A 22,514-nucleotide genomic window follows, 5' to 3' on the forward strand; every position below is an offset into this window, starting at 1 on the left:
CCGCGTTTCATGCCTTATCCCGCCAGCGCCGCGGCGATGCGAGCGAGCGCTTTTTCGACGTTCTCGCGCGAGTTGAACGCGCTGATGCGCACGTGCCCCTCGCCGCACTTGCCGAAGCCGGCTCCGGGCGTGCAGACGACCTGCGCCTTCTCCAGCAACAGATCGAAAAACTCCCACGAATCGCGGCCGGTGTTGATCCAGATGTAGGGCGCGTTGTCGCCGCCCACGCAGGAGAAGCCTAGCTTTTGCACGGCCTCGCGGATGAGCGCGGCGTTGGCCAGATAATAATCCGTCGTCGCTTTCACCTGGCGCTGGCCTTCGGCCGTGTAAACCGCGGCGGCGGCTTTCTGCACCGGATACGACACGCCGTTGAACTTCGTCGTGTGGCGGCGGTTCCAGAGCGCGTGCAGCGAATGCGTGTTGCCCGCGGCGTCCCAGGCGACGAGCGACTTCGGCACCACCGTGTACGCGCAGCGCGTGCCGGTGAAGCCGGCGGTCTTGGAAAAGCTGCGGAACTCGATCGCCACCTCGCGCGCGCCGGGGATTTCGTAGATCGAGTGCGGGATCTCCGGATCGCGGATGAACGCCTCGTAGGCGCTGTCGAAGAGGATGATCGCCTTGTTCGCCTTCGCGTAGGCCACCCAGGCCGCGAGTTGCGCGCGCGTGGCGACGGCGCCGGTCGGGTTGTTGGGGAAACACAGGTAGATCAGGTCGGCCGCGGCCGCGGGCACCGCCGGCACGTAGCCGTTGGCCGGCGTGCTTTCCAGGTAGGTGATGCCGGCGTAGCGTCCGTCGGTGTTCGCGCCGGTGCGGCCGGCCATCACGTTGGTGTCCACATAAACCGGATACACGGGGTCGGGGATGGCGAGGATGAGGCCTTCGGTGGCGAAGATCTCCTGGATGTTGCCGCAATCGCACTTGGCGCCGTCGGAGACAAAAATCTCGTCGGCCGCGATGTCGCAGCCGCGCGCCGCGTAGTCGCCGGCGGCGATGGCCTCGCGCAGGAAGGCGTAGCCCTGCTCGGGACCGTAGCCCTTGAAGGTCTCGCGCTTCGCCATCTCGTCCACGCCGGCGTGAAACGCCTCCACGCACGCGGGCGGCAAGGGTTCGGTGACGTCGCCGATGCCGAGCCGGATCACCGGCTTGTCGGGATGCGCCGCGGTGTAGGCCGTCACGCGGCGGGCGATGTCGGCGAACAGGTAGGAGGCCTTGAGTTTCAGGTAGTTTTCGTTGATGCGGATCATGGATCGGAAGTGGCGGGAACGGCGGGAGCGGTAAACGGTGGATGAACGGCGCTGGCCGTATTGGTATGAAGTAAAGGTGCGACAAAAATCCCGCGCCCCGCCGCCCGCAAACCGGAAATCGGGGAATCTCTTCCGGCCGCAGGCAGGTCGAGCCCAAAACCGTTTTTCAATCAAGGAAGCACGGAAAGGCAGAAAGGACGGTTTTCCGCACCTCCGTGTCTGGCGGGGCTTTACCTTTCCGTAACCTGATCGTAACATTTCTTTCAGGCATCCTCGACAGGCCGCGCTATCGGAACACGTTCGCGAAAAAGAAAATCGGTACGGATGATGATAAAAATAAGAAACCTCCTGCAATTCATCCCGTTGAAGCAAGATGACGATGCCCCTCTCTCCGGCTTCCCCCGGCTGGGGCGGTCGCTCCCGTTCGCCTCCTCGCTGCTGGTGACCGTGGTCGTCGCCGCCTTGCTGGTGTTTGTTGTCGAAGTGGTTGCCCGCGGGTCCTTTCGCCAGACGCTGCCGTTCTTCATGTCCACCTGGTACCCGTGGTGGACAACCATCCTGTTTTTCACGTTGTTGCTGGTCGGGCTCGACGCCTTGCTGGGCCGGGCGCACCACGCGCTGCTCGTGATCGCGCCGCTGATGTTGCTGGCCGCCTGGTTGTGCCACCAGAAAACCCTCTATCTGGGCGATCCGCTTTATCCGACCGATTTTCTCTACGTGCGGCAGGTCCTTGACCTGATGCCGCTTCTCGCCCGCGACCGGCCGGGCACCGTCATCGCCGCCGCTCTCGGGCTGGCCGGCGCCATCGTGTTTGTGGTCCTTGCCTGGGTTTTCTGGCGGCGGCGTTTCCCGGTGCTGCCGATGCGTCACCGCGCGGTGCGTCTGGTCATCGCCCTGCCCGTTCTCGGCCTGCTCGGCCTTCTCATGGATTACTCCAGCTATTCCTGGGTGCGCGACCGCTTCAGGATTTCCCCGATGATGTGGAACCAGAAGGAGAACTACTCGCACAACGGCTTCACCCTCGCCTTTGCCCTCAACCTCCCGATGGCCAAACTTTCGGCGCCCGCCGGCTATTCGGAGGAGACGATCCACGCGCTCACCTCCGGCAGCGGCCCCGCCCCCTCTTCCCCCGAATCCGCGGACAGCGCGACCGCCGGGTACGGGCAACCCCCGCCCGCCGCCGCGGCCTCCTCCGCGGTTCCGGTCTCCGCCGTTGCCACCCCGGCCACCGTCCCCGCCGAACCGCCCGATATCATCATCGTGATGAACGAGTCGTTCTGGGATTCCACCCGCCTGCCGGGCGTGACCCTGGAGCCCGATCCGGTGCCGACCGTGCGCTCGCTGCTTTCGGGCCATGTCTTCTCGCCCGAATTCGGCGGCATGACGTCCAATGTCGAGTTCGAGGCGCTCACCGGTTTCTCCAACGCGTTTCTTCCCTACGGCAGCATCCCGTATCAGCAGTACATCCGCCGCCCCGTGCCGTCGCTCGCCCGTTTCCTGAAAGAGAAGGGCTACGCCACCTGCGCCCTTCATCCCAACAGCGAATGGTTCTGGAACCGCAAGGCGGTTTACTCCGCGTTCGGGTTCGACGAATTTCTCTCCGAGGAGACGCTGCCCGCCCCTGCGCTCGAAAAACGCGGCCCGCTCGTCTCCGACGCCGCGCTCACCGAAGAAATCATCCGCCGGGCCGACAAGGCCGCGGAACCGTTTTTCTTTTTCGCCGTCACCCTGCAAAACCACGGTCCCTACGAACCGCACCGCTATCCCGACAACGCGATCCGGGTCGAGACGTCGGCCGACGAGGAAACCCGCGAATCCATCGCCAGCTATGCGGAGGGCACGGCCGACGGCGACCGCGGGCTCGCCCGGCTCGTCGAGTGGGCGCGCGGGCGCAAGCGCGAGACGATCATCGCCTTCTTCGGCGACCACCTGCCGCCGCTCGGTCCGGTTTACATCAGCACCGGCTTCATGCCCGGCCTGGTTGCCAGCCGCAACGAAGCGCCCGACAAGATGACGGTCCAGCACGAGACGCCGCTCGTCATCTGGTCCAACCGCACGGGGCCGGTCGCCGATGTCGGCACGATCAGCCCGGCGCTGCTGCCGCTCCAGGTGCTGCGCACCGCCGGCATCAGCCACCCGTGGTACACCGGATTTCTCGGCGCCGTGCGGGAGCGTTACCGCGTGGTCGACCGCAACCTCCTCGTCGGCCCGGACGGCGCTGCGTCGGCCGGTGCTGCGTGGCAGCAGAAGGAGGTCGACCCGCTGCTCGGCGCGTATCGCCAGTTTCAGTACGACATGATGTTCGGCAAAGGCTACGCCGCCTCCGCCTGGTTCCCGGAAATGCAGGCTGCCGCCACCGAGGACACCGAAGCCGGGCCGGAACCCGCTGCCGCGGTCGCCTCCGGTCCGGCGCGCCGGCCGTAGCGGGTGCGCCCGTCACCCGCGTTCCTGTGCCGGTCTGCCGGCGATCGCCGCGCGCCGGCCCTGCATCCCGCGCAGCGCCTCCGCCGCGATTTCGAATGAGCGCAGGCGCGCCCCGTGATCGAAGATCGTCCCGGTCACGATGATCTCGTCCACGCCTGTTTCCGCGATGATCGCTTCCAGCCCGCGCCGCACCGTGGCCGGCGAGCCGACGACCGCGTAGCGCAGCATCCGGCCGGCATGCGCGGCCTCGACCTCGTTCCACAGGTCGTCGATCCGCTCCACCGGCGGCGGGATCTCGCCGGGGTGTCCGCGCACGAGGTTGAGAAACTGCTGCTGCAACGACGTGAACAGCCGGCGCGCCTCCTCGTCGGTTTCGGCCGCGATCACGTTGACGCCCATCATCGCATGCGGCCGCGCGTGCGCGGGCGACGGGCGGAACGTTTCGCGATAAAGCTCCAGCGCCACGTGCAGGTAATCGGGCGCGAAATGCGAGGCGAAGGCGAACGGCAGTCCCGTGGCCGCCGCCATCCGCGCCCCGAAGTCGCTCGACCCGAGGATATGCAGCGGCACCGGCAACCCCTCGCCCGGGATCGCCCGCACCGGCTGCCCCGCCACGGACGGGCGGAAATAGCCCTGCAACTCGGCAAAATCCTGCGGGAACGTGTCGCCGCTGCTCCCGAGGCCGCGCCGCAACGCGCGGGCCGTGCGCTGGTCGCCGCCCGGCGCCCGCCCCAGCGCCAGGTCGATGCGCCCCGGATAAAGCGATTCGAGCGTGCCAAACTGTTCGGCGATCACCAGCGGCGCGTGGTTGGGCAGCATGATGCCGCCCGCGCCCACGCGGATGTGCGACGTGCCGCCCGCGATGTAGCCGATGACCACCGACGTCGCCGCGCTCGCCACGCCGGGGATGTTGTGGTGCTCCGCCACCCAGTAACGGTGGTAGCCCCACTGCTCCGCATGGCGGGCCAGATCGAGCGAGTTGCGCAACGCCCGGGCGGCGTTGCTGCCCTGCACGATCGGCGAAAGATCGAGTACGGAAAAAAGAACCGGCGCAGACGGATGAGGCTCCATGCCGACAAGAAGACCCGTAACCGGGCAGAGTCAAAACACCGCCCCTCGTCCCGGCACTTCATGATCGACCTTCCGCGCCCGGCTTCCTTGCCTGTGACGCTTATGAAACCGATGTTACGCGGAGACGTTTTTGTCGGGTCGCACTTCACGTGCGCCCGTTTGCAGGATGAAGCTTCCCTCGCCATTCGCGGGCGCACGTGACGTGCGCCCCTGCGTTGCTGCGTAATATCACCGATGAAAGTCGTTCTGGCGGAAAAACCCTCGGTCGCGCGCGACATCGCGAAACACCTCGGCGCCACCCGCCGCGGCCAGGGTTTTCTCGAAGGCAACGGCTGGACCGTCACCTGGGCGTTCGGCCACATGGTCGAGCTCCAGGAGCCGGAAGACTACAAGCCCGAGTGGAAACCCTGGCGGCTCTCCGGCCTGCCCATCATCCCCGCCGAATTCGCGCTCCGCCCCCGCGCCGCCGACCCCGACGGCACCGCCCGCGCCCAGCTCGAAACGATCAAAAAACTCTTCCTCGAGGCCGACGAACTGGTCTGCGCCACGGACGCCGGCCGCGAGGGCGAGCTGATCTTCCGCTACATCCTCACCTGGACCGGTTGCGAACAGCTCAAGAAACCGTTCCGCCGCCTCTGGATCAGTTCGCTCACCAACGAAGCCATCGAGAAAGGGTTCAGCAACCTCGCGCCCGGCTCCGATTTCGACCGCCTCTACCACGCCGCCCGCTGCCGCAGCGAGGCCGACTGGATCGTGGGCATCAACGCCACCCGCTTCTTCACCGTCGAGTACGGCCGCCGCAACCTCCTCCTCAGCCTCGGCCGCGTGCAGACGCCCATCCTCGCGATGATCGTCAACCGCGACCTCGAGGTGGAGCACTTCAAACCGGAAGATTTCTGGGAAGTGCACACCCTGTGCCGCGGCGCCACCTTCAGGCACACCGCCGGCAAATTTTCCGTCCGGGCCGAGGCGCAGGCCATCGTCGATCGCGTCACCGGCCACGAACTCGTCGTGCAGACCGTGACGAAAAAAAACGCGCTCACCCATCCGCCGCTCCTCTACGACCTCACCGGCCTCCAGCGCGACATGAACCGCCGCCACGGTTTCACCGCCGACCAGACGCTCCGCCTCGCGCAGAGCCTCTACGAAAGCAAGCACCTCACCTATCCGCGAACCGACAGCTGCTACCTCAGTTCCGACATCCAGCCCACCCTCGCTCCGCTCCTCGAACGCCTCCGCGCGCTCAAACCCGCCGAGATCGGCAAACTCGACCTCGACGCCCTCCCGTTTTCAAAACGCATCATCGACGACAAGAAAGTCTCCGATCACCACGCCATCATCCCGACCAATGTCCTCGGCGGCGACCTCGCCGGCGACGAGGCCAAGGTATACGACGCCGTCGTCACGCGCCTCATCGCCGCCTTCTATCCGCCGTGTATCAAGGCGATCACGACAGTCGAGGCCGTTGCCAACGAGGAGCCGTTTCGCGCGCGCGGCACCGTCCTCGTCGATCCCGGCTGGCAGGCGCTCTACGGCGACGAGGTGGCCGACGACGAGACCGAAGGCGCGGCGAAACTCAAAAAAGGAGCGAAGGACGGAAAGGATAAAAAGGACGCCGCCGAGGGAGACACCGCCGACGCCGCGCAGCCGTTGCCCGACTTCCAGGAAGGCGAGCGCAACCCGCACGAGCCGGCCCTCCCGCAATTCAAGACCTCCGCGCCCCGCCGCTTCAACGAAGCCAGCCTCCTCCAGCTCATGGAAACCGCCGGCAAGATCGTGACCGACGAGGCGCTGAAGGAAGCGCTCAAGGACAAGGGCGTGGGCACGCCCGCCACGCGCGCCGCGATCATCGAGGTGCTCATCACGCGCGGCTACGTGGAGCGCAAAAAGAAAAACCTGCTCAGCACCGATTCCGGCCGCGCCCTCATCGCGCTCGTGCAGGACGAGCGCCTCAAGTCGCCCGAGCTCACCGGCGACTGGGAATACCGCCTCAGGCAGATCGAGCGCGGCGAGTACGAGCCGCAGGTGTTCATGAGCGAAGTCGAGGCTTACACGCGCGAGATCCTGCAAGGCCGCGCCGAGCAGACCGTCAACCTCGCCAACCTCGGTCCGTGCCCGCTCTGCCACGCGCCGGTCATCCGCGGCCGCAGCGGCTACGGCTGCTCGACGTGGCGCGACGGCTGCACGTTCGTCCTGCCCGGCGAGATTCTCGGCCTGACAATCACGCCCGTGCTCGCCCGCGAGATTCTCATTCACAAACGCACGCTCGGCCCGCACCCGGTGACGATCGACGGCGCTCCCCGCATCGCCCATCTCGGCCTCGACAAAAAAGGCGCCGTGCAACCCGACGTGGTCACGCAGATCGACAAGAAAAACGCGGACGACGAAACCCTCGGCCCATGTCCGGCCTGCGGCGGCGACATCGTTGTCGGCAAAAAAGCATACGGCTGCTCCAACTGGCGCAACGGGTGCCGCTTCGTGATCTGGAAGACGATCGCGCAAAAAGAGATCACGCCGGACATCGTCAAGAGCCTGCTTGAAACCGGCGTCACCGGCCCGCTGACCGGTTTCACGTCGAAAGCCGGCAAGCCCTTCGATGCGAAACTCAAGGTCACCGGCGGCGAGGTGAAGTTCGACTTCGGGTACTGATTTCGTGTAGCTGCGGGGCAGGCGCTCCTTCGGATGAATTATGCAGGGCAACGGGCGATTCTGGAAACGCGTGCGGTTTGCGGAATCGCGGCGCCGAGTGCCCGGGCAGAGGGATGCGGTGAACAGCCGCCGACGTGCACGGTGAAGGCGAGCGGGGCGCGCGTGCGACGACCATTCGTATCGACTAACAGGATATGTTCCGGGGGGATGCTGAATTCGACGCGACGGCTCTGGCCGGGGGCAAGGGTGACGCGGTGAAAATCGGCAAGGTTTTCGCGCGGTACGGGGCCGTTGCCGGGCGCGTCGAAGTCGGTGAGGTAGATTTGCACGATCTCGGCGGCTTCGTGGTCGCCGGTGTTGGTGAGAAGAACACTGCCGCACAAGGGGCTATCATTGCCTGGCGAATACACATCGGAAACGCGCAGGTCGGAGTAGGTGAAGCGTGTGTAGGTGAGGCCGAAGCCGAAAGGCCAGGCGGGCGTGCCGTCAAACCAGCGGTGGGTGCGGCCGCGCATGGAGTAGTTGGCGTAGGGGGGGAGGTCGTTGATGTTTTCGTAAAAGGTGATCGGGAGACGACCGGAGGGCGAGGCGCGCCCGAGGAGGATGTCGGCGAGGGCGCGTCCGCCTTCCTGTCCGGGGTAGCCGGCCCAGAGGATGGCCTCGACCTTGTCGGCGAGCGGGCCGAGCGAAAGGGCGCTGCCGCCAAAGAGGATGACGATGACGCGGGCGCCGCGTTGGATGAGGCTTTCCAGAAACAGGCGTTGGGGCGGGGGCAGGGAAATGTCGTCGCGGTCGCCGTGCAGGGACGAGGCGATGGCTTCGCCTTCCTCGCCTTCGAGCAGGGCGGTGAGACCGAGGCAGGCGATGGTGACATCGCATGAGGCGCAGTCGAACTCGGCCCATTCGAGGGCGTTTTGCTTGGGGGTGGAGAGGAGCGCGCCGGGCCGGTAGTCGGCACGGATGCCTTCGGGAAGCGCGGCGGCGAGGCCGTCGAGGAGGGTGATGGCGCGGGGGGGAAGTCCGTAGTAGTTGCCGAGGAGGGCATCCTGCGTGGCGGCGAGGGGGCCGGTAATATAGATGCTTCGGACGTCGGGACGGAGGGGGAGGATGTGGTTGTGGTTTTGAAGAAGAACGCAGGAGGCGACGGCGGCTTCACAGGCGAGCGCGGTGTGAGCGGCGCAAGTAACGATGGCCTCGGGGGCGGGGGGATTCGACCAGGGGTTGCGGTTGTCGTCGGCGGGGTCGAACATGCCGAGCTTGAAGCGGGCGCGGAGGTGGCGGGAGAGGGCGCGGTCGATGTCGGCCTCGGTGATGAGGCCGCGTTGAACGGCTTCGCCCAAAAGTTCGAAGGTGGTGCCGCAGGCGAGGTCGCAGCCCTTGGTGAGGGCGAGGGCGGCGGATTCGACGGGGTCGGTCGTGATGCGGTGCGTCTCGTGGATGTCGCGTAGTGCCCAGCAATCGGATACAACGTGGCCCTCGAAACCCCAGCGTTCGCGCAGGATGTCGAGGAGCAGGAACTGGCTGGCGCAGCAGGGTTCGTCGAGGGTGCGGTTGTAGGCGCCCATGACGGATTCGACACGGGCGTGGCGCACGAGGTGCTCGAAGGCGGGCAGATAGGAGTCCCAGAGGTCGTGCGGGGTGACGCGGGCGTTGAAGGTGTGACGTTCGTTTTCGGGACCGGAGTGGACGGCGTAGTGCTTGGCGCAGGCGGCGAGTTTGAGGTGGGTGTCGGGCGTGTCGCCCTGGAGGCCGCGAACGAAGGCGGCGGCGAGCCTGGCGGTGAGGTGCGGGTCTTCGCCCCAGGTTTCCTGACCGCGTCCCCAGCGGGGGTCACGGAAGAGGTTGATGTTGGGGGTCCAGAAGGTGAGGCCCTGGTATTGCTGGGTTTGGGCAAAACCTTGGCGGGCGAGGGCGGCGTGGTGTTTGGCGCGGGCTTCGTCGGAGATGGCGGTGGCGACGCGGTAAACGAGATCGGTGTCCCACGTGGCGGCGAGGCCGATGATTTGGGGGAAGACGGTGGCGCGTCCGTTGCGGGCGACGCCGTGGAGGCATTCGTTCCAGTAGTTGTAGGCAGGGATGCCGAGGCGCGGGATGGCGGCGGCGGCGTGCTCCATTTGCGAGACCTTTTCGGCGAGGGTGAGCCGGGAAACGAGGTCGCGCACGCGGTGGTCGAGCGCGAGGTCGGGGTCGCGAAAGGGGGGCGGCATCGGCGCGGCGTCGGCGGTAGTATCGGTGGGTGCGGTGGTGGATGCGGTGATCATGATTGGCGGAAGTGGTTGGTGAGGGAGGCTGCGTTCACAGTGCGCCACGACGGGTTTCGAGTGCGCTGCGGATGACCGCGGAGCGAGCACGAGTCAGAGGGTAAAAGCAGGCCGCTGACATCGCGATACTCCAGATGACGAGCGGGAGGATGAGATAAACGACAAACATACGATGAACGACATCGGCAGGCTGGGCGTCGAGTCTGGCATTGAAGCCGGAGAGTTGCAGGACGAGTCCGCCAATGCCCATGGAGGCCGTAAACGCCACTTTGATAAACCATGAGTAGAAGGAGTTGATCGATCCTTCGCGGCGGCGTGTGGTATGCAGTTCATCGTAATCCGCGACGTCGGCTTTCATGGAGGGAAGAAATATCCAGATGGCCGAGATGGCGCATGACTCAAAGACGCCGGGAATGATTTGCAGGTAGGGATTGGCCGGAGTCATGAGGAACCCGTTGAGGAGGTGTCCGGTCATGCTGGTGCCGAGCATGACCATGACGACGGTGCGTTTGTCGAAGCGCTCGCCGAGCCATGTGAAAAACGGGATGGCGGCAATGCCCGCTGTTACCGTGATGGTGGCTTTCCATCCGAGGATGGTGGCTCCAAGGGCAAGGTCGCCCTGGCAGGCGTAGTAGAAGTTCACATACTGGCCGAGACTGGCAATCGAAGTGGTGCCGAGGACAAGAAAGAAGGAGATGCAGATGAGCGCCCGGAGGGGAGAACAGCGGGCGGATTCCCTGATGCTTTGCCAGAAGGGATCGCGTGCCTGGGCGGCGGCTTCGGGTTTATAGTAGCGCTCTTTCACGAAGAGGGCGGGAAGGAGGCCGAAGCAGAGAATGCAAAGCGCGATGAGCCAGCAGGTGATGCGCATGCCGACAATGATGGGTTTTTCGTCGGTGGCAGGATCGGCGATACGGGCAAGCACGGGTTGGATCGTGGTGAGGATTCTGGTGGCGAGGGGGCCACGGTTGGCGAGGGCGTCGGGAGCGTTGGCGGCTACGGTGCCGAGAAGGATGACGATGGAGAGAAGCCAGCCGCCGGCGAGCGTGGAGAGCTTGCCAAAGAGAGCCATCCAGGCGGCGAGGCGGGTGCGTTCGTCGTAGTTGGGGGTGAGTTCGAGCTGGAGTCCGTAGTAGGGCATGGACCAGAATGTGAAGCAGGTGAAAAACGCCAGTCCGACGACTGTAAGATAAATACCGCGGCCAGTGTCTCCGAGGGAGTCGGGAACGTGCCATAACAGTGGATACATGCATGCCGTGGCAACGGCCCCGAAAAATATGAACGGACGGCGCCGGCCCCAGCGGGTGCGGGCGTTGTCCGATATGTTGCCCATGACGGGATCGGTGATGGCGTCCCACGCGCGGAGGATCATCAGGATAATGCCAAGCACAACCGGCTCCATGCCGAGGCCGATGTTGAAGACCGGCATCCAGAGCGTGTTGATCATGAACGTGGTGGCGACGTAGTCCATGTTCACGCCGGCGGCAAAAGCGATTTTTTGCGGAAACGGGATACGGTCGGTTTGGGCAATGAGAGACATGCGCGGAAGGGTCCTGGCGAGACCGGGCAGAATGGCGGTTTCGGCGTTTTTGAATGAGGGCCGGAATCATCCCCTGCATATCCGCTCAGAGCGGCAGACGGAGGAGTCCGGACGGGGCGCCGATGTCGTCATCGGCCATGCCGTCTTCCCACGCGCCGCGGTCGCGGCCGCCGGGCCATGTGGTGATGCTGTCGGGCCAGCCCTGGCGGGCCGGATAATCGCTGCCGCTGTCTTTGCCGGGAGTGCCGGGACGCAGGCGCAGGTCGCGTTTTTCGTCAGGGATGCTGGCGTTGGCGGCGCCGCGGCCGGGGTGTGTGAAATGCCGGGCCAGTTGCGTGTCGGTGACGGCGTCTTTTTCGGCGGCGGGTCTGTCGATGTTGTAGAGGTTGGCCTCCCAGTGGTTGTCACCGCCGTCGTCTTCACGGGATGCTCCGCGAAATGTGATGTTGGCCTTAGGCGAGTGCGAAAAAAAGACGTTGTTGACGAAGTCGTAGCCATGCCAGCGGTCAGGGGCAGCGTCGTCGGTTTTTTCCCACACGTTATAGGAGTTGGCGTAAAACGTGTTGTGGTAAAATTTGATGTTTTCGGACTTCCCGGCCCAGTTGACGCCGCTCTTGATGCCGAAGCCGTTGTTTTTCGTCGCCGGATTCATGGCGGTCTGGAAGCGCGTGCTTTCGACCACGTTCCGGTAGATGTAGATGGGGCCGGGCGTGTTGGTGGTGACGCTGATGCCGGTCCATGCGCCATAGATGCGATTGTTGAAAAACTCGATGTTTGCGGACCAGGGTGACTCCAGCTCGATGCCGTCGTCGATGATGTGCCCGAGGGTGTTGTGATGGATGCGGACGCGGTTCCCGCGAACAGCCATGCCATCCCACTGTCCCAGGATCAGGCATTCATGGATTTCGCTGTCCTCCAGGTTTTCGAGCCGGAGGCCGGAGCCCTGCCAGGGGCCTTCGTGGCGGGCGCGGGTGTAGGTGCCGATTTCGTGTGTGTACCCGCCGTGCCATTGCCATTCGTCGGGGATGCCGTTGAGGATGCGGACGCGTGAGATGAGAATACGGGAGGCGATCGCGGTCTTGCCCTGGGAGTCGATGCCATTCCAGCAGTTGCGGATGGTGACGTTGCTGATCTCGACGTGCGAAAGGGATTTTTCGGTGGCGGTGAGGCGGATGCCGGTGGTGCCGCCGTTGCGGATTTCGAGCGAGCGGATGCGGATATGGCTCTGGCTGGCGAGGTCGATGACGGCGAGGGCGCGTCCGATGCTGAGGGAGGTGTGATTGGGGTCCTGGTCACCGGCGAGTTTTATGTAGGTGTGTCGCGTGTCGCGGAAGATGCCTTCGCCACGCGGGGCGGCCTTGAGTCCCTGGAGACTGGCGTAGGTGGCGATGAGGCGGTCGCAGCCGTGATTGCCGGGTGTGCCGGCGCGGGAGGCCCAGGTGTTCACGCCGGGAATGGTGATGCCGATGACGGGAAGCGCGGCGCGATAGCAGGTCAGGTTGAGGGTCTTGTCAGTGAAGGGCGTCCATCGTTGATTCGAGGAGGAAATTTGCTGAAATGCAGGGTCGGCGCCGTCGATGATGGTTTGCGGGCCGTGGCCTTCGAGGGTGATGGGGGCATCGGTAAGACCGGATTTTTTGAATACAAGGTTTTCGTGGTAAACGCCGGGTGCGATTCTCACGGTGTCGCCCGGAGCGGCGGCATCGAGCGCGGCCTGGATGGTGGCGTGGGTTTGCTGCGCGCCATCGGCTCGTTCGAGCGTAACGGCGGGGATGGCAGGTAGCGCGGCGGGGGCGGAATGGACGAATGATGCGAGGAGAAGCGCGGTGAAGAGAGAATGGCTGTTTTTTGTTTTTTCCATTGAAAACGGGCAATGTGTATCCGACTAGCGGATTTTATATTTTTCCAGGAAACCTAGAGGCGTTGGAGGAGGGCAACGGGTCAACGGTCATGGCGCCAGAAGATCGAATTGGAGGAGGCGCTGTGATTGTTGATCATGTCGGTTCTGGAGATGCGTTGCACGTGGCCGTCAACAAAGACGACGTTGATGGCGTTGCCGTGCGGGTAAACAGGCTGGGAGGTGGAGGATTCCTGAATGTCGGCATGGCCGATGGTCAGCTTGTAATTGCTGTTGGGAGCCTGATTGATGGCACCGTCCATGAAGAGCGCCGTGCGCGAAGGAGAGGGAAAAACGGCTCCGGGAGGCGTGTGGAGGCCGGGGTCGAAACCGTGCTCGTTGTTGTCGGGGCCGCCTTGATTGCCTGTGCCGCTTGAGGCGTGAAGGTTCATCGAAAAAGTGCGGTCAAAGCGTTTTCCGGCCTCATCGGCGGCGGCGGGGGCGCGGAGTCTGAACGAGGAATCACACCGCATGACGGAGGGCTGGCCGGGAGTCCAGTCCGTGTGTTGGATGGAAAGGTAGGGGGCAATGGATCCTCGTGTCGCGGGCAGGAAGTGCCAGCGTTGGTTGTAGGGCATCCTGCGGTGGTCTTCCGCATACAGCAGGGCGGCGGTCGCGAGTTGTTTGAGGTTGCTGGCGCATTTGGCGGCGGTGGCGGTTTCACGAACTTTGCCGACCGTCGGTATGACGATGGCGGCGAGGATGCCGATGATCACGATGACGGTCAGCAATTCGATAAGCGTGAAACCGGACGGGCGGGCGGGTGATTTTTCCGGGTTCATGGGGAACAGTGTGTGCGGAGGTAACGTTGGGAAAGCGGAGTCAGGGTAGTTATTTATTAGCTACGTCGTATCAGACGCACTGTGGCCAGCGAGACGAGGGCCGCAATGCCGACGACGAGGGCGGCGGTACGGGGTTCGGGTATGGCGGGAACAACATCATTCCATGTGGTGGCGATCACGAGGTTGTTCACGAGATACTGGTCGGTTGCCTCGTTGCTGGCTCCCCGGAATCCGACATTGCTGATCGAAGTCAGCAAGGTGCTCAGACCGCTGCCCGATACGGTGCCGGTCGGACTACCGAGGTCCGTGGCGGTCGGGTCAACCCACCACTGGACAGTATCGAACATCTTGTCGCTGCCGGATACGCTCTTGGTATAGGCAACCACGAGTTGATAACTCGTGCCGTTGACGACGGCGGGACCGGTGGAAACGCGGGTGGTGCTCAACCGGGCGATAAGGTTACCCGAAGACATGCCGACATTGAGACGTGAGGTGGCGTGGGTGCCGCCATCCACGACATTGTCGAGCCAGAGGGCGAAAAAGTCATCACCCGCGTGGCCGGTCGCGGTGAGGGTCATGCTGACGAAGAGGGCGTCACCGCTCTGCGCCGCGAAGGTGCGGTAGGCGAGCTCATTGTTGTTGGGGGGCGGCGGAGCCGCGTTTCCGAAGGTGACGCCGGAGTCGGTCGTCGTGGCGACGGGGTCGGCGGTCCAGTTGGTTGCCCAGCCGGAGCCTCCGGATGCGCTATCAAGGGGGCCGGTACCGTAGGAGAACGAATCCGAGGCAATGATTTCGGCTGCGAGCCGGGATGATAGGGCAGGGCTGGCTGCGAGGAGGAGTCCGGCGAGGCTGGCTCGGAGGAGACGGGCAGATTGGCGCGGGTGGTTATTCATGGGGAGAGGCGGGTGATGGTGATGGAGACTGCGGGTGCAGGAACCGGAACCGCGTTATCAGTGATAGACAATGGCGGCGTAATTATACACGTTGAAAACCTATGGCTCAACGGGTGACAATTCGTGATGTGGCGGCGGCGGCGGGGGTGCATTTCACGACGGCGTCGCTGGCGTTGCGCAACAGTCCGGCATTGCGGGCGACGACGCGGGAGCGGGTGCAGGAGGCGGCGCGGCGGCTGGGCTATCAGACCAATCCGATGGTGGCGGCGTTGATGGCCACGGTGCGGGCGGGGCAGCATCCGCGCAATCACCCGACGCTGGGGTACCTGACGAACTGGGAAACGCCGGATGGGTGGCGCGAGGTGCTGGCGCACCGGGAGTTTTTTGCGGGGGCGAAGCAGCGGGCGGAATCAATGGGCTACCGTCTGGCGCATTTTCATCTGGGGCGCGCGGGAATGTCACCGGAGCGATGGAACACGGTGCTGCAAACGCGGGCGATCACGGGGCTGGTGCTGGCGTCGTTTGACGAGGTCAGACCGCTACCGCTGGACTGGTCACATTATTGCGCGGTGCGGATCGACCCCAACCCGCCGGAGCCGCGCCTGGATGTAGTGACCAATAATCAGGCGCAGGTGGCGCAACTGGGGTTCCGGCGGCTGCACGAGCGCGGATACAAGCGGATCGGGCTGGCGGTGCGGCGGCTGTGGGATGAGCGACTGGATCACCGGTTTCGTTCGGGATACCTGACGGCGCAGTCGGTATTGGGGATCGGGATACGGAGTCGGGTGCCGTTGTTTCTGTCGGACGAGTGGACGCAGGAGGGGTTTGCGCGGTGGTTGCGCGAGGCGCGGCCCGATGCGGTGATGACCGTGGACCCGTTGTATGTGCGTCCATGGTTGCGGGCGCTGGGGCTGCGAATACCGGAGGACATCGGCTACATCAATCTGGATGTGAGCGAGGATGATCCGGCGGGCGAGGTGGCCGGTGTGCGTCAGAATCACACGCTGGTGAGCGCGCGTGCGGTGGAGTTGTTGATCGGGAAATTGCAACGCAACGAACGCGGCGTACCGGAGGTGCCGTCAGTGACGCTGGTGGAGGGAACGTGGATGGAGGGGCGGAGCGTGCGGGCGAGGTGAAGTCCTATTTCGGGTGCTGACGTGGCACGGGCTTTTACTGCCAATCCCCGTGGGTTTGCGTGGCATGGCCATCCTTGGCCATGTGGCTCCGGAACACGGGCTGGAAGCCCGTGCTACTCACTTGCGCGTGGCGAGGTAAGCCATGAGCGCGTCGTTTTTGGCCTTGCCGCACGCCGGAGAGCTGCGATGTCCGCTGGCGATGTCGTTGTAGATGGCCTTTTTCCCGGGCAGATTGTTGTAGGCCGCGTAAACCGAGGTCGGCGCGCAGGTCGTGTCGATGAAGCCCGTCGTGAAATACGCCTCGGCCTTCACGCGCGTGGCGAAATTCATCGCATCGTAATAGCGCACCGCCTCCACGACTTCGGGGACTTTTTCCGCCTCGGCCTTCGTTTCGGGCAGGAACTTCGGCCAGCCGCGCTGGCGGTTGACGAGCACGCCGGTGTTGTCGCAGAGCGCGGGAACGCCCGCCGAGATGTAGGTGACGCGCGGATCGAGTCCCCCTGCCACGATGGACTGGGCGCCGCCCTGGCTGCCGCCGGAGACGATCAGCGTGCGGCCATCCCACTCCGGCTGCGCGGTGAGGAAATCGATGGCGCGCACGAGGCGCAGGTACATGCCGAGAAAGTAGATCGTCTCGCGCGAATCGCGACCGCGTGCGCGGTAGTCGCGCAGTTCGCCTTTCGCGAGAGCTTCATAGAAGGAGGCCGGTTTCCCGTTGGGCAGGCCGTGCGCATTGATATCGAGCGCGATCAGGCCGCGGCCCGCCCAGTTCGCCGGCCCGCTCAGGCTGGAGCTGCGCACGCCCGCGCCGTGCACCGTGAGGATCGCCGGGAGGCTCTTCGGTTTCGCGCCGGCGGGACGTGCGTAATAACCGGATACGGGAGCGCCGAGGCTGTCTGCTTGCAGATCGAAGGTCTCGATTTTTGTGGCGTCCGCCGACTTCGGCGGCGCGACGGGCGTGAGGCGGGCATTGACCGGAATGGCGGCGAGGGCTTTTTTCTTTTCCGCCCAGAACGCGTCGAAGTCGTCCGGCACCGGCAGGCTCGGCGCGATTTTCAGCGGATCGATGGCGGCGCCGCCGAGGGCTGTGGTTTTTCCTTTCGCATCGGGTTTCGCTGCCGGATCGGGGAGGGTGACCTGGCAGAGCAGGAAACCGGGTTCGTCGAGCGAACCGGTCACGGTGGCCGCGCCGTTGACGAGCGCGACGGTGCCGGAACGTTTGGGGGCCACGCCGTCCTTGCTGAGGGTCCATTGGGCCTCCGGGGCGGCATCCGCGCCGGTGACGCGGATCGTGAACGTCACGGTTTCCCCTTGGCGGTAGATCGCGTCGGCCCGGTCGGCGGAGACCGTGAGCGACAGTTTGGCGGACTCGGCCTGGGCGGCGGCAGCCGGAGCCGATGTCTGCGCATGGCCCGACAGCGGCAGGGCGCCGGTGGCGACAAACGCCGCGGCGAGCAGGCACGACGCAACGAGCGCCGCGCGGGAACGGGAGAGACGGGAGACAGCAGGGGCGGGAGAGATCATGGAGAGAAAATTGTGAGACGGAAACAGGAGCGCGGCAAGGCTCACCTTTGTTGGCCAACTGGTCCCTTGGGCGGATTTCTTCCGGCAAACCGTTTCGCCTGGATTCCGAATTTGAAACCGCTAAAGGACGCTAAAAGTCGCTAAAGGAGAAGCGATTGACGATGGGATCAGGAGACAGGGGGGATTCACCTGCCGGGTGAAAACATCGTTGGGTCATCCTGCCAGGCAATGTCTTTGTTCAGCGTCCGTTAGCGCCCTTCAGCGGTTCTCTCCGCTGCGGTTCTCAGGGTTACTTTTCCACCCCGTCGCCTGCCGGCTCCGCCAGTCCGGCGCGGATCTCGCGCAGCAGTTCCGGGTCGCTCGCGATGCCGCGCACGCCGGTGACGATAAACTGGATTCCCACGCACAGGATGAGGAAGCCCATGATCTTGGTCATGGCGTGGAGGCCGTTGACGCCGAGATGGTGCACGAGCCGGGTGGACAGCCGCAGCACGATGTAGGTGATGGTGGCCACGACGAGAATGCCGATAAGGATGCTCACGTAGTCGAGCCAGCCTGACGCCAGCGAGGTGAGGCCGATCGTCACCGAGATGGCGCCGGGTCCGCTCAGGCTGGGCATGGCGAGCGGGGTAAAGGAGATGTCTTCCTTCTTGCGCGACTCGGCGCGTTCCTGCGGCGTCTGGTCGTGGTCGTCTTTCGGGTAGAGCATGCGCATGCCGACGCCCGCCACGAGGATGCCGCCCGCGATGCGCAGGCCGGGGAGCGAGAGGCCGAAGAAGTTCATGATGAAACTGCCGAAGAGCAGGAAGCTCCCGAGGATGGCGATCATGTAGATCACGCCCTTGCGCGCCTGCTCCACGCGTTCGGCATCGGTGTCGCCCTCGGTCATGGCGAGGAACAGCGGCGCCGTGCTGAACGGGTTGATGATCGGGAGGAGGGCGGCGATGGAAGCGAAGATCAGGCTCATGTCGTCGGCGAATGGAACGGCTCCGCCGGTCGGGCGCAAGCCCCGGGGACATGAGAGGGACCCGAGCCGGTAACGGCATCCTCACCCGGCCGGGGAGCAGCCGGCCACCCGGACCGGAACCCGCCGGAGCATGATCGGGAGGCCGGATCAGTGAACGGGTTCACTATGCCACGGCTCGCCCTCGTCTTGCGGGCCGTGTCTGCTGGCTTCCCCCTCATGTTTATCCGTCTTCCCGCGTTCCGCCCTGTTGTCCTCCGTTTCCTGGCCTGGTCAGGGGTCTTGCTGCTTTCCGTGCATCTTTCCGTTCTCCCCGCGGTACCCGCGCGACTCCAGGTGACCGGGGAACCCGTCACGCCGGCCCGGTGACGCGTTTGCGCCAGGGCTCCCCTCATATCGTTTCCACATGAAAATCCCGCACTTTCGCTGGTGGATCATCACCCTGATCTTTCTCGCCGCCGTCCTCAACTACGTCGACCGCCAGACGCTTTCCGCGCTCGCGCCGACGATCCAGCACGACCTCGACATGGACGACCGCGCCTATGCCGACATCGTCAACATCTTCCTCGTCGCCTACACGATCTCGTACCTCGTTTCCGGGCGGCTCATCGACAGGCTCGGCACGCGGGCGGGCATGGCGGTGTTTGTCGCGTGGTGGTCGGTGGCCAACATGCTGACGGCCGCGGCGCACGGCATGCGTTCGCTGGGCACGTTCCGTTTCGCGCTCGGGCTCGGCGAAGCGGGCGTGTGGCCGGCGGCCTCGAAAGCGGTGTCGGAATGGTTTCCGGCGAGAGAACGCGCGCTCGCGATCGGTCTCTATACGATGGGTTCGACGATCGGCGCGACGGTGGCGCCCTACATCGTGATCCCGCTCGCGCAGTTTCCCTACGTCGAAAAGTTGCCCTTTCTCGCCCGCCTGCTCGGCAACGGCACGGGATGGCGTATGGCGTTTCTCATTACGGGGGCGCTTGGCCTGCTGTGGCTGATTCCGTGGTCGGCCTTTTACCGCACGCCCCGGCAATCACGTTTCGTCACCGACCGGGAAATATCCCTGATCGAGGAACCGGAGCCCGGCGACAAACCGGCGGGCGCCGCCTCGCCGGCAGCGCTCGTCCCGGCGCCTGCCGCCGACAACACGCCCTGGACATGGGGCCGCGTTTTTTCGTCGCGCATTGTCTGGCTGCTGCTCGCGGGGCGGCTCATGACCGATCCCGTCTGGTACTTTTACCAGTTCTGGTTTGCCAAATACCTGCACGCCGCGCGCGACCTGGAGCAGGGGCAACTGACGATCACATGGATCATCTATGCGGCGGCGGGCGTGGGCAGCCTCGCGGGCGGGTGGCTGTCGGGAGCGCTGGTCAGGCGCGGGATATTGCCGGCGGCCAGCCGGATGCGCGTGATGGTTGGCTGCGCCTGCCTGATGCCGCTCTCGCCGGTCATCGCCTCGATCACGGGGATGACGGGCACGATGGTGTTTGCCTCGATTGCGGTGGTGGCGTCACTGGCATTTCTGATCAACATCAGCTCGCTGGTGGTGGATGTGGTGCCGAAACATTCGCTCGGCACGGTCTTCAGCGTGGTGGCGGCGGGCAGCACGGTGGGAGGGATCATCATGAACACGCTCGTCGCCCGGATGGTATCCGGCCCGGCACCTGCGGGCAGTGCCGCGGGTTTTCTCGATCGTGGCATCCAGACGGTCTTCGGCCCCGTTCTCGATGCGGTGGCGGGCAGCGGTTACGGCGCGTGGTTCGTGGCGATGGCTTTCCTGCATCCGCTCGCCTGCCTCGTTCTCTGGCTCGGCGGCATCCATCGCGAGGGCGCGGGGAAACGGGCGGCATGAACGGGTGCTGAAGGATGCGCGGTCATGAAGCGGCCGGCGATCATCCCGTTTTTGGAATCGTCGGACAGACCGAAGAGGCGATCGGTGGCGAACAGACAGTTTTTCCGGACCCGTGATCGATCGGCCCGGAATCAGTAAAAAAAGAACGGGTCGCCGCTTTTGGTCCAGTTGATGCCCCCGTTTTTCGCTGGCAGGTGTGTATCCTTTACGGATTCGTCGGGGTTATTGATACCGCGTCGAGGGACCACCGCCCCGGATACCATCAGGAGGTTGATTTTTCCGTTATGCCTGTATTTCGGAAAACAGTAACCCGGCGGTCTGCAGGTGGTGTGTTCGCTGTCGTCGCCCACACCGATCGAGTCCCACATCATGAGTGTGCGCGAGGGCTGTTCGATGGCAGAGAGGGGAATGGCGTCGTTGAGGCCGGGATCGGTACGGAAATAGCGGTTGTACTGGTACCCGCGGCAATCGCGTTGCCTGATGCCTTTTGTGTTGGTGTCGAACCAGTAGGAGAGCGGTCGCCGCCAGAGCCCTTGAAACGCCACCCTCCTCATGCGCCCGAATTCGCCGGCCAGAACACGCTCCTTGAGCCGCAACCGCCAGGGTTGGGCGATATGGTTGAAGCCGACCTGCGTCTTGATTCCGGCGCCGGTGTCGGTCGCGATCATTGCTTCCAGCTCCTCCGGATCGAGAGTCGGCGGTTTTTCCAGATAGCAGGCGATGCCCCGTTCCACGCAGGCACGGTGGTGTGCGGCATGAAAACGGATTGGGCTGACAAGGTGGATGACATCAAGGTGGTCGCCGTGCGCGGCCAGCAGGTCGTCAAAATCCCGATACATGTGAACGCCGCGATTTTTGAATTCGTATTTTGCGCAACGCACTCCCGGTGAATCCAGGGCCGGATCACAGGTGGCGACGACTTTTGCCCGACCTGCGCGTTCCATATCCAGCAGAGCCGCATGGTGCGCTCCGGCGAATCCGCCGATTCCGACAATGGCTGTATTGAGGCAACGGACAGACATGGGCTTTGAGAAGGAGGGAGCTAGCGAGCGGGAATAGCGGCGATTGTCGCGACGTAAAGACGGGTGAAGCCTCCGTCGCTAATGTTGAAATACACACGTTTTCCATCGGCGCTGAAGACCGGGTGTGGATCGGGTTTTCGCCATGAACGGGCACCGTCGCGATTCATGAAACGGTGGATGGTTGTAAATTCGTTGGTCTCGAGCGACCCCACAATGATGCCCCACTCACCGGGTTTCCCGGTTTCCCTCCTGGCGATATCCGAGTCGGTCACGTAAAGCCTCCCGTCGGGACTCACGCTCTGGTGATTACTCGGGCTTCCGACGGCATGGCGCCGGATGGTCGAAGTATTCAGATAGTAGATACGGATTCCTTTTTCAAGAATACCGGTGCTGTCGGGCGTCCACGCCGGATGTCCCCAGCGCTCATAAAAACCGATGAAGCGTTGTGCGGCGAGATCATACACAAACTTGCCTTCCCGCTTGCTTGCCTTGCGCGCCCGGAAATTGTCGGTGTCAGTGCCGCGGGACACTTTGAACATGACCCTCTTCCCGTCCGGGCTCATCACCGGAAAGAAGAGGGAAATGTCTCCTTCGCCGACCATCCGGACCACCTCCTGGCCATACCTGGCAAGCACGTCGCTAGCGAGCACGGCAGGTTTGATTGTGCCTGTCGTGACGTTTATCAGTTCCAGGTTCCGGTGTTTGCCCGGTTTCCAGTGGCAGCCATAAACAGGGACCCATTCACCGGCAGGGGCTCCGAAGCCGAGTTGCCGGTCCGAGGCAAGGATACGTTCGCGTCCGCTTTCGATGTCCACGGCGGCGACAATCCAGAGACCATCACGAAAATCATGATACGCCACCATGCGCCCTCCTGCGATCCACTGCTGACATGCCACCCGGTGCGCATCTTCCGCGGTGAGGTTGGTGACCAGCGTCCGTTCCACTCCGGTGGCTCGCTCCATGATGCGAAGATCGCCTTTTTCACCGTTCGCGGCGGACGAGGAAAAATACAGGACATAGCGTCCATCCGGGCTCTCCGGACAGGTGTTGAAGTAGCTGTGTATGCTGTGCTCGTTCAGCGACGACGCCACCGGGAGGATTCGGGCGTTGCGCCATGCCCGGAGTTCGGGAGTGGTGATGACCGGGCTGTCCAGCAACCAGGGCTGGGCGTCGAGAACGTGGGTGGTGGTCATGCAGATCACGAGGAATGACAGGAATGGAAGGAGTCTCATCATGCGTGCGTCGCTACAGTACCCGTTTACTGATT

The 22,514-nt window shown here is 64.2% G+C and carries 17 protein-coding genes; 6 read left to right on the forward strand and 11 right to left on the reverse strand.

Annotation, left to right across the window (positions count from 1 at the left end):
- Positions 1–14 precede the first annotated feature (14 nt).
- Complete coding sequence (locus tag OPIT5_13320; protein ID AHF91037.1) at positions 15–1,244, reverse strand: aspartate aminotransferase; 1,230 nt, start codon at positions 1,242–1,244, stop codon at positions 15–17.
- 327 nt (positions 1,245–1,571) lie between these two features.
- On the opposite strand from OPIT5_13320, the gene OPIT5_13325 reads away from it, so the two are divergent.
- The gene (locus OPIT5_13325) at positions 1,572–3,668 is read left to right on the forward strand and encodes a divalent ion tolerance protein CutA (GenBank protein ID AHF91038.1); all 2,097 of its coding nucleotides are present in this window, start codon (positions 1,572–1,574) and stop codon (positions 3,666–3,668) included.
- A gap of 12 nt (positions 3,669–3,680) precedes the next feature.
- Here the strand turns inward: OPIT5_13325 and OPIT5_13330 are convergent, their stop codons facing one another.
- The gene (locus OPIT5_13330) at positions 3,681–4,739 is read right to left on the reverse strand and encodes an alkane 1-monooxygenase (protein AHF91039.1); all 1,059 of its coding nucleotides are present in this window, start codon (positions 4,737–4,739) and stop codon (positions 3,681–3,683) included.
- Between the two features lie 234 nt (positions 4,740–4,973).
- Between OPIT5_13330 and OPIT5_13335 the strand changes: the two genes are divergently transcribed.
- Positions 4,974–7,388, forward strand: coding sequence for a DNA topoisomerase (locus OPIT5_13335; GenBank protein AHF91040.1), 2,415 nt, complete (start codon positions 4,974–4,976; stop codon positions 7,386–7,388).
- A gap of 38 nt (positions 7,389–7,426) precedes the next feature.
- On the opposite strand, the gene OPIT5_13340 is transcribed toward OPIT5_13335, so the two are convergent.
- The 5 genes from OPIT5_13340 to OPIT5_13360 all read right to left on the reverse strand — a co-directional run bounded on the left by OPIT5_13340 (position 7,427) and on the right by OPIT5_13360 (position 14,761).
- Positions 7,427–9,649, reverse strand: a complete 2,223-nt coding sequence (locus OPIT5_13340; GenBank protein AHF91041.1) for a beta-glucosidase — start codon at positions 9,647–9,649, stop codon at positions 7,427–7,429.
- A 34-nt stretch (positions 9,650–9,683) separates the two neighbouring features.
- Entirely contained in the window at positions 9,684–11,189 is a 1,506-nt protein-coding gene (locus tag OPIT5_13345; protein AHF91042.1) for a sodium:melibiose symporter, read from the reverse strand.
- Between the two features lie 85 nt (positions 11,190–11,274).
- Positions 11,275–13,050: a hypothetical protein gene (locus tag OPIT5_13350; GenBank protein ID AHF91043.1), complete on the reverse strand. Its 1,776-nt coding sequence runs from the start codon at positions 13,048–13,050 to the stop codon at positions 11,275–11,277.
- 80 nt (positions 13,051–13,130) lie between these two features.
- Positions 13,131–13,868: a hypothetical protein gene (locus OPIT5_13355; GenBank protein ID AHF91044.1), complete on the reverse strand. Its 738-nt coding sequence runs from the start codon at positions 13,866–13,868 to the stop codon at positions 13,131–13,133.
- Between the two features lie 56 nt (positions 13,869–13,924).
- The gene (locus OPIT5_13360) at positions 13,925–14,761 is read right to left on the reverse strand and encodes a hypothetical protein (protein ID AHF91045.1); all 837 of its coding nucleotides are present in this window, start codon (positions 14,759–14,761) and stop codon (positions 13,925–13,927) included.
- A 101-nt stretch (positions 14,762–14,862) separates the two neighbouring features.
- Here OPIT5_13360 and OPIT5_13365 point away from each other — a divergent pair, with 101 nt between their 5' ends.
- A complete protein-coding gene (locus OPIT5_13365; protein ID AHF91046.1) occupies positions 14,863–15,897 on the forward strand; it encodes a LacI family transcriptional regulator in 1,035 nt (344 codons plus the stop codon).
- A gap of 117 nt (positions 15,898–16,014) precedes the next feature.
- Here the strand turns inward: OPIT5_13365 and OPIT5_13370 are convergent, their stop codons facing one another.
- Complete coding sequence (locus OPIT5_13370; protein ID AHF91047.1) at positions 16,015–17,421, reverse strand: acetyl xylan esterase; 1,407 nt, start codon at positions 17,419–17,421, stop codon at positions 16,015–16,017.
- Positions 17,422–17,710: 289 nt separating this feature from the next.
- Entirely contained in the window at positions 17,711–18,388 is a 678-nt protein-coding gene (locus OPIT5_13375) for an antibiotic resistance protein (protein AHF91048.1), read from the reverse strand.
- 165 nt (positions 18,389–18,553) lie between these two features.
- On the opposite strand from OPIT5_13375, the gene OPIT5_13380 reads away from it, so the two are divergent.
- From OPIT5_13380 to OPIT5_13390, 3 genes are read left to right on the forward strand one after another with little or no spacing between them, the layout of a single operon-like run.
- Positions 18,554–18,754 (forward strand): hypothetical protein, encoded by a 201-nt coding sequence (locus OPIT5_13380; protein ID AHF91049.1) that lies wholly within the window; start codon positions 18,554–18,556, stop codon positions 18,752–18,754.
- A 37-nt stretch (positions 18,755–18,791) separates the two neighbouring features.
- Positions 18,792–20,225 carry a hexuranate MFS transporter gene (locus tag OPIT5_13385; GenBank protein AHF91050.1) on the forward strand — a complete coding sequence of 478 codons (1,434 nt, stop codon included), beginning with the start codon at positions 18,792–18,794 and terminating at the stop codon, positions 20,223–20,225.
- 14 nt (positions 20,226–20,239) lie between these two features.
- On the forward strand, positions 20,240–20,341 hold the full coding sequence (locus OPIT5_13390) for a hypothetical protein (protein AHF94368.1): 102 nt from the start codon (positions 20,240–20,242) through the stop codon (positions 20,339–20,341).
- Between the two features lie 15 nt (positions 20,342–20,356).
- On the opposite strand, the gene OPIT5_13395 is transcribed toward OPIT5_13390, so the two are convergent.
- Together OPIT5_13395 and OPIT5_13400 are read right to left on the reverse strand one after the other, a co-directional pair.
- Positions 20,357–21,247, reverse strand: coding sequence for an oxidoreductase (locus OPIT5_13395; GenBank protein AHF91051.1), 891 nt, complete (start codon positions 21,245–21,247; stop codon positions 20,357–20,359).
- 20 nt (positions 21,248–21,267) lie between these two features.
- Entirely contained in the window at positions 21,268–22,482 is a 1,215-nt protein-coding gene (locus tag OPIT5_13400; GenBank protein ID AHF91052.1) for a hypothetical protein, read from the reverse strand.
- Positions 22,483–22,514 lie beyond the last annotated feature (32 nt).

It is taken from the genome of Opitutaceae bacterium TAV5, assembly GCA_000242935.3.
Lineage (GTDB): Bacteria > Verrucomicrobiota > Verrucomicrobiia > Opitutales > Opitutaceae > Geminisphaera.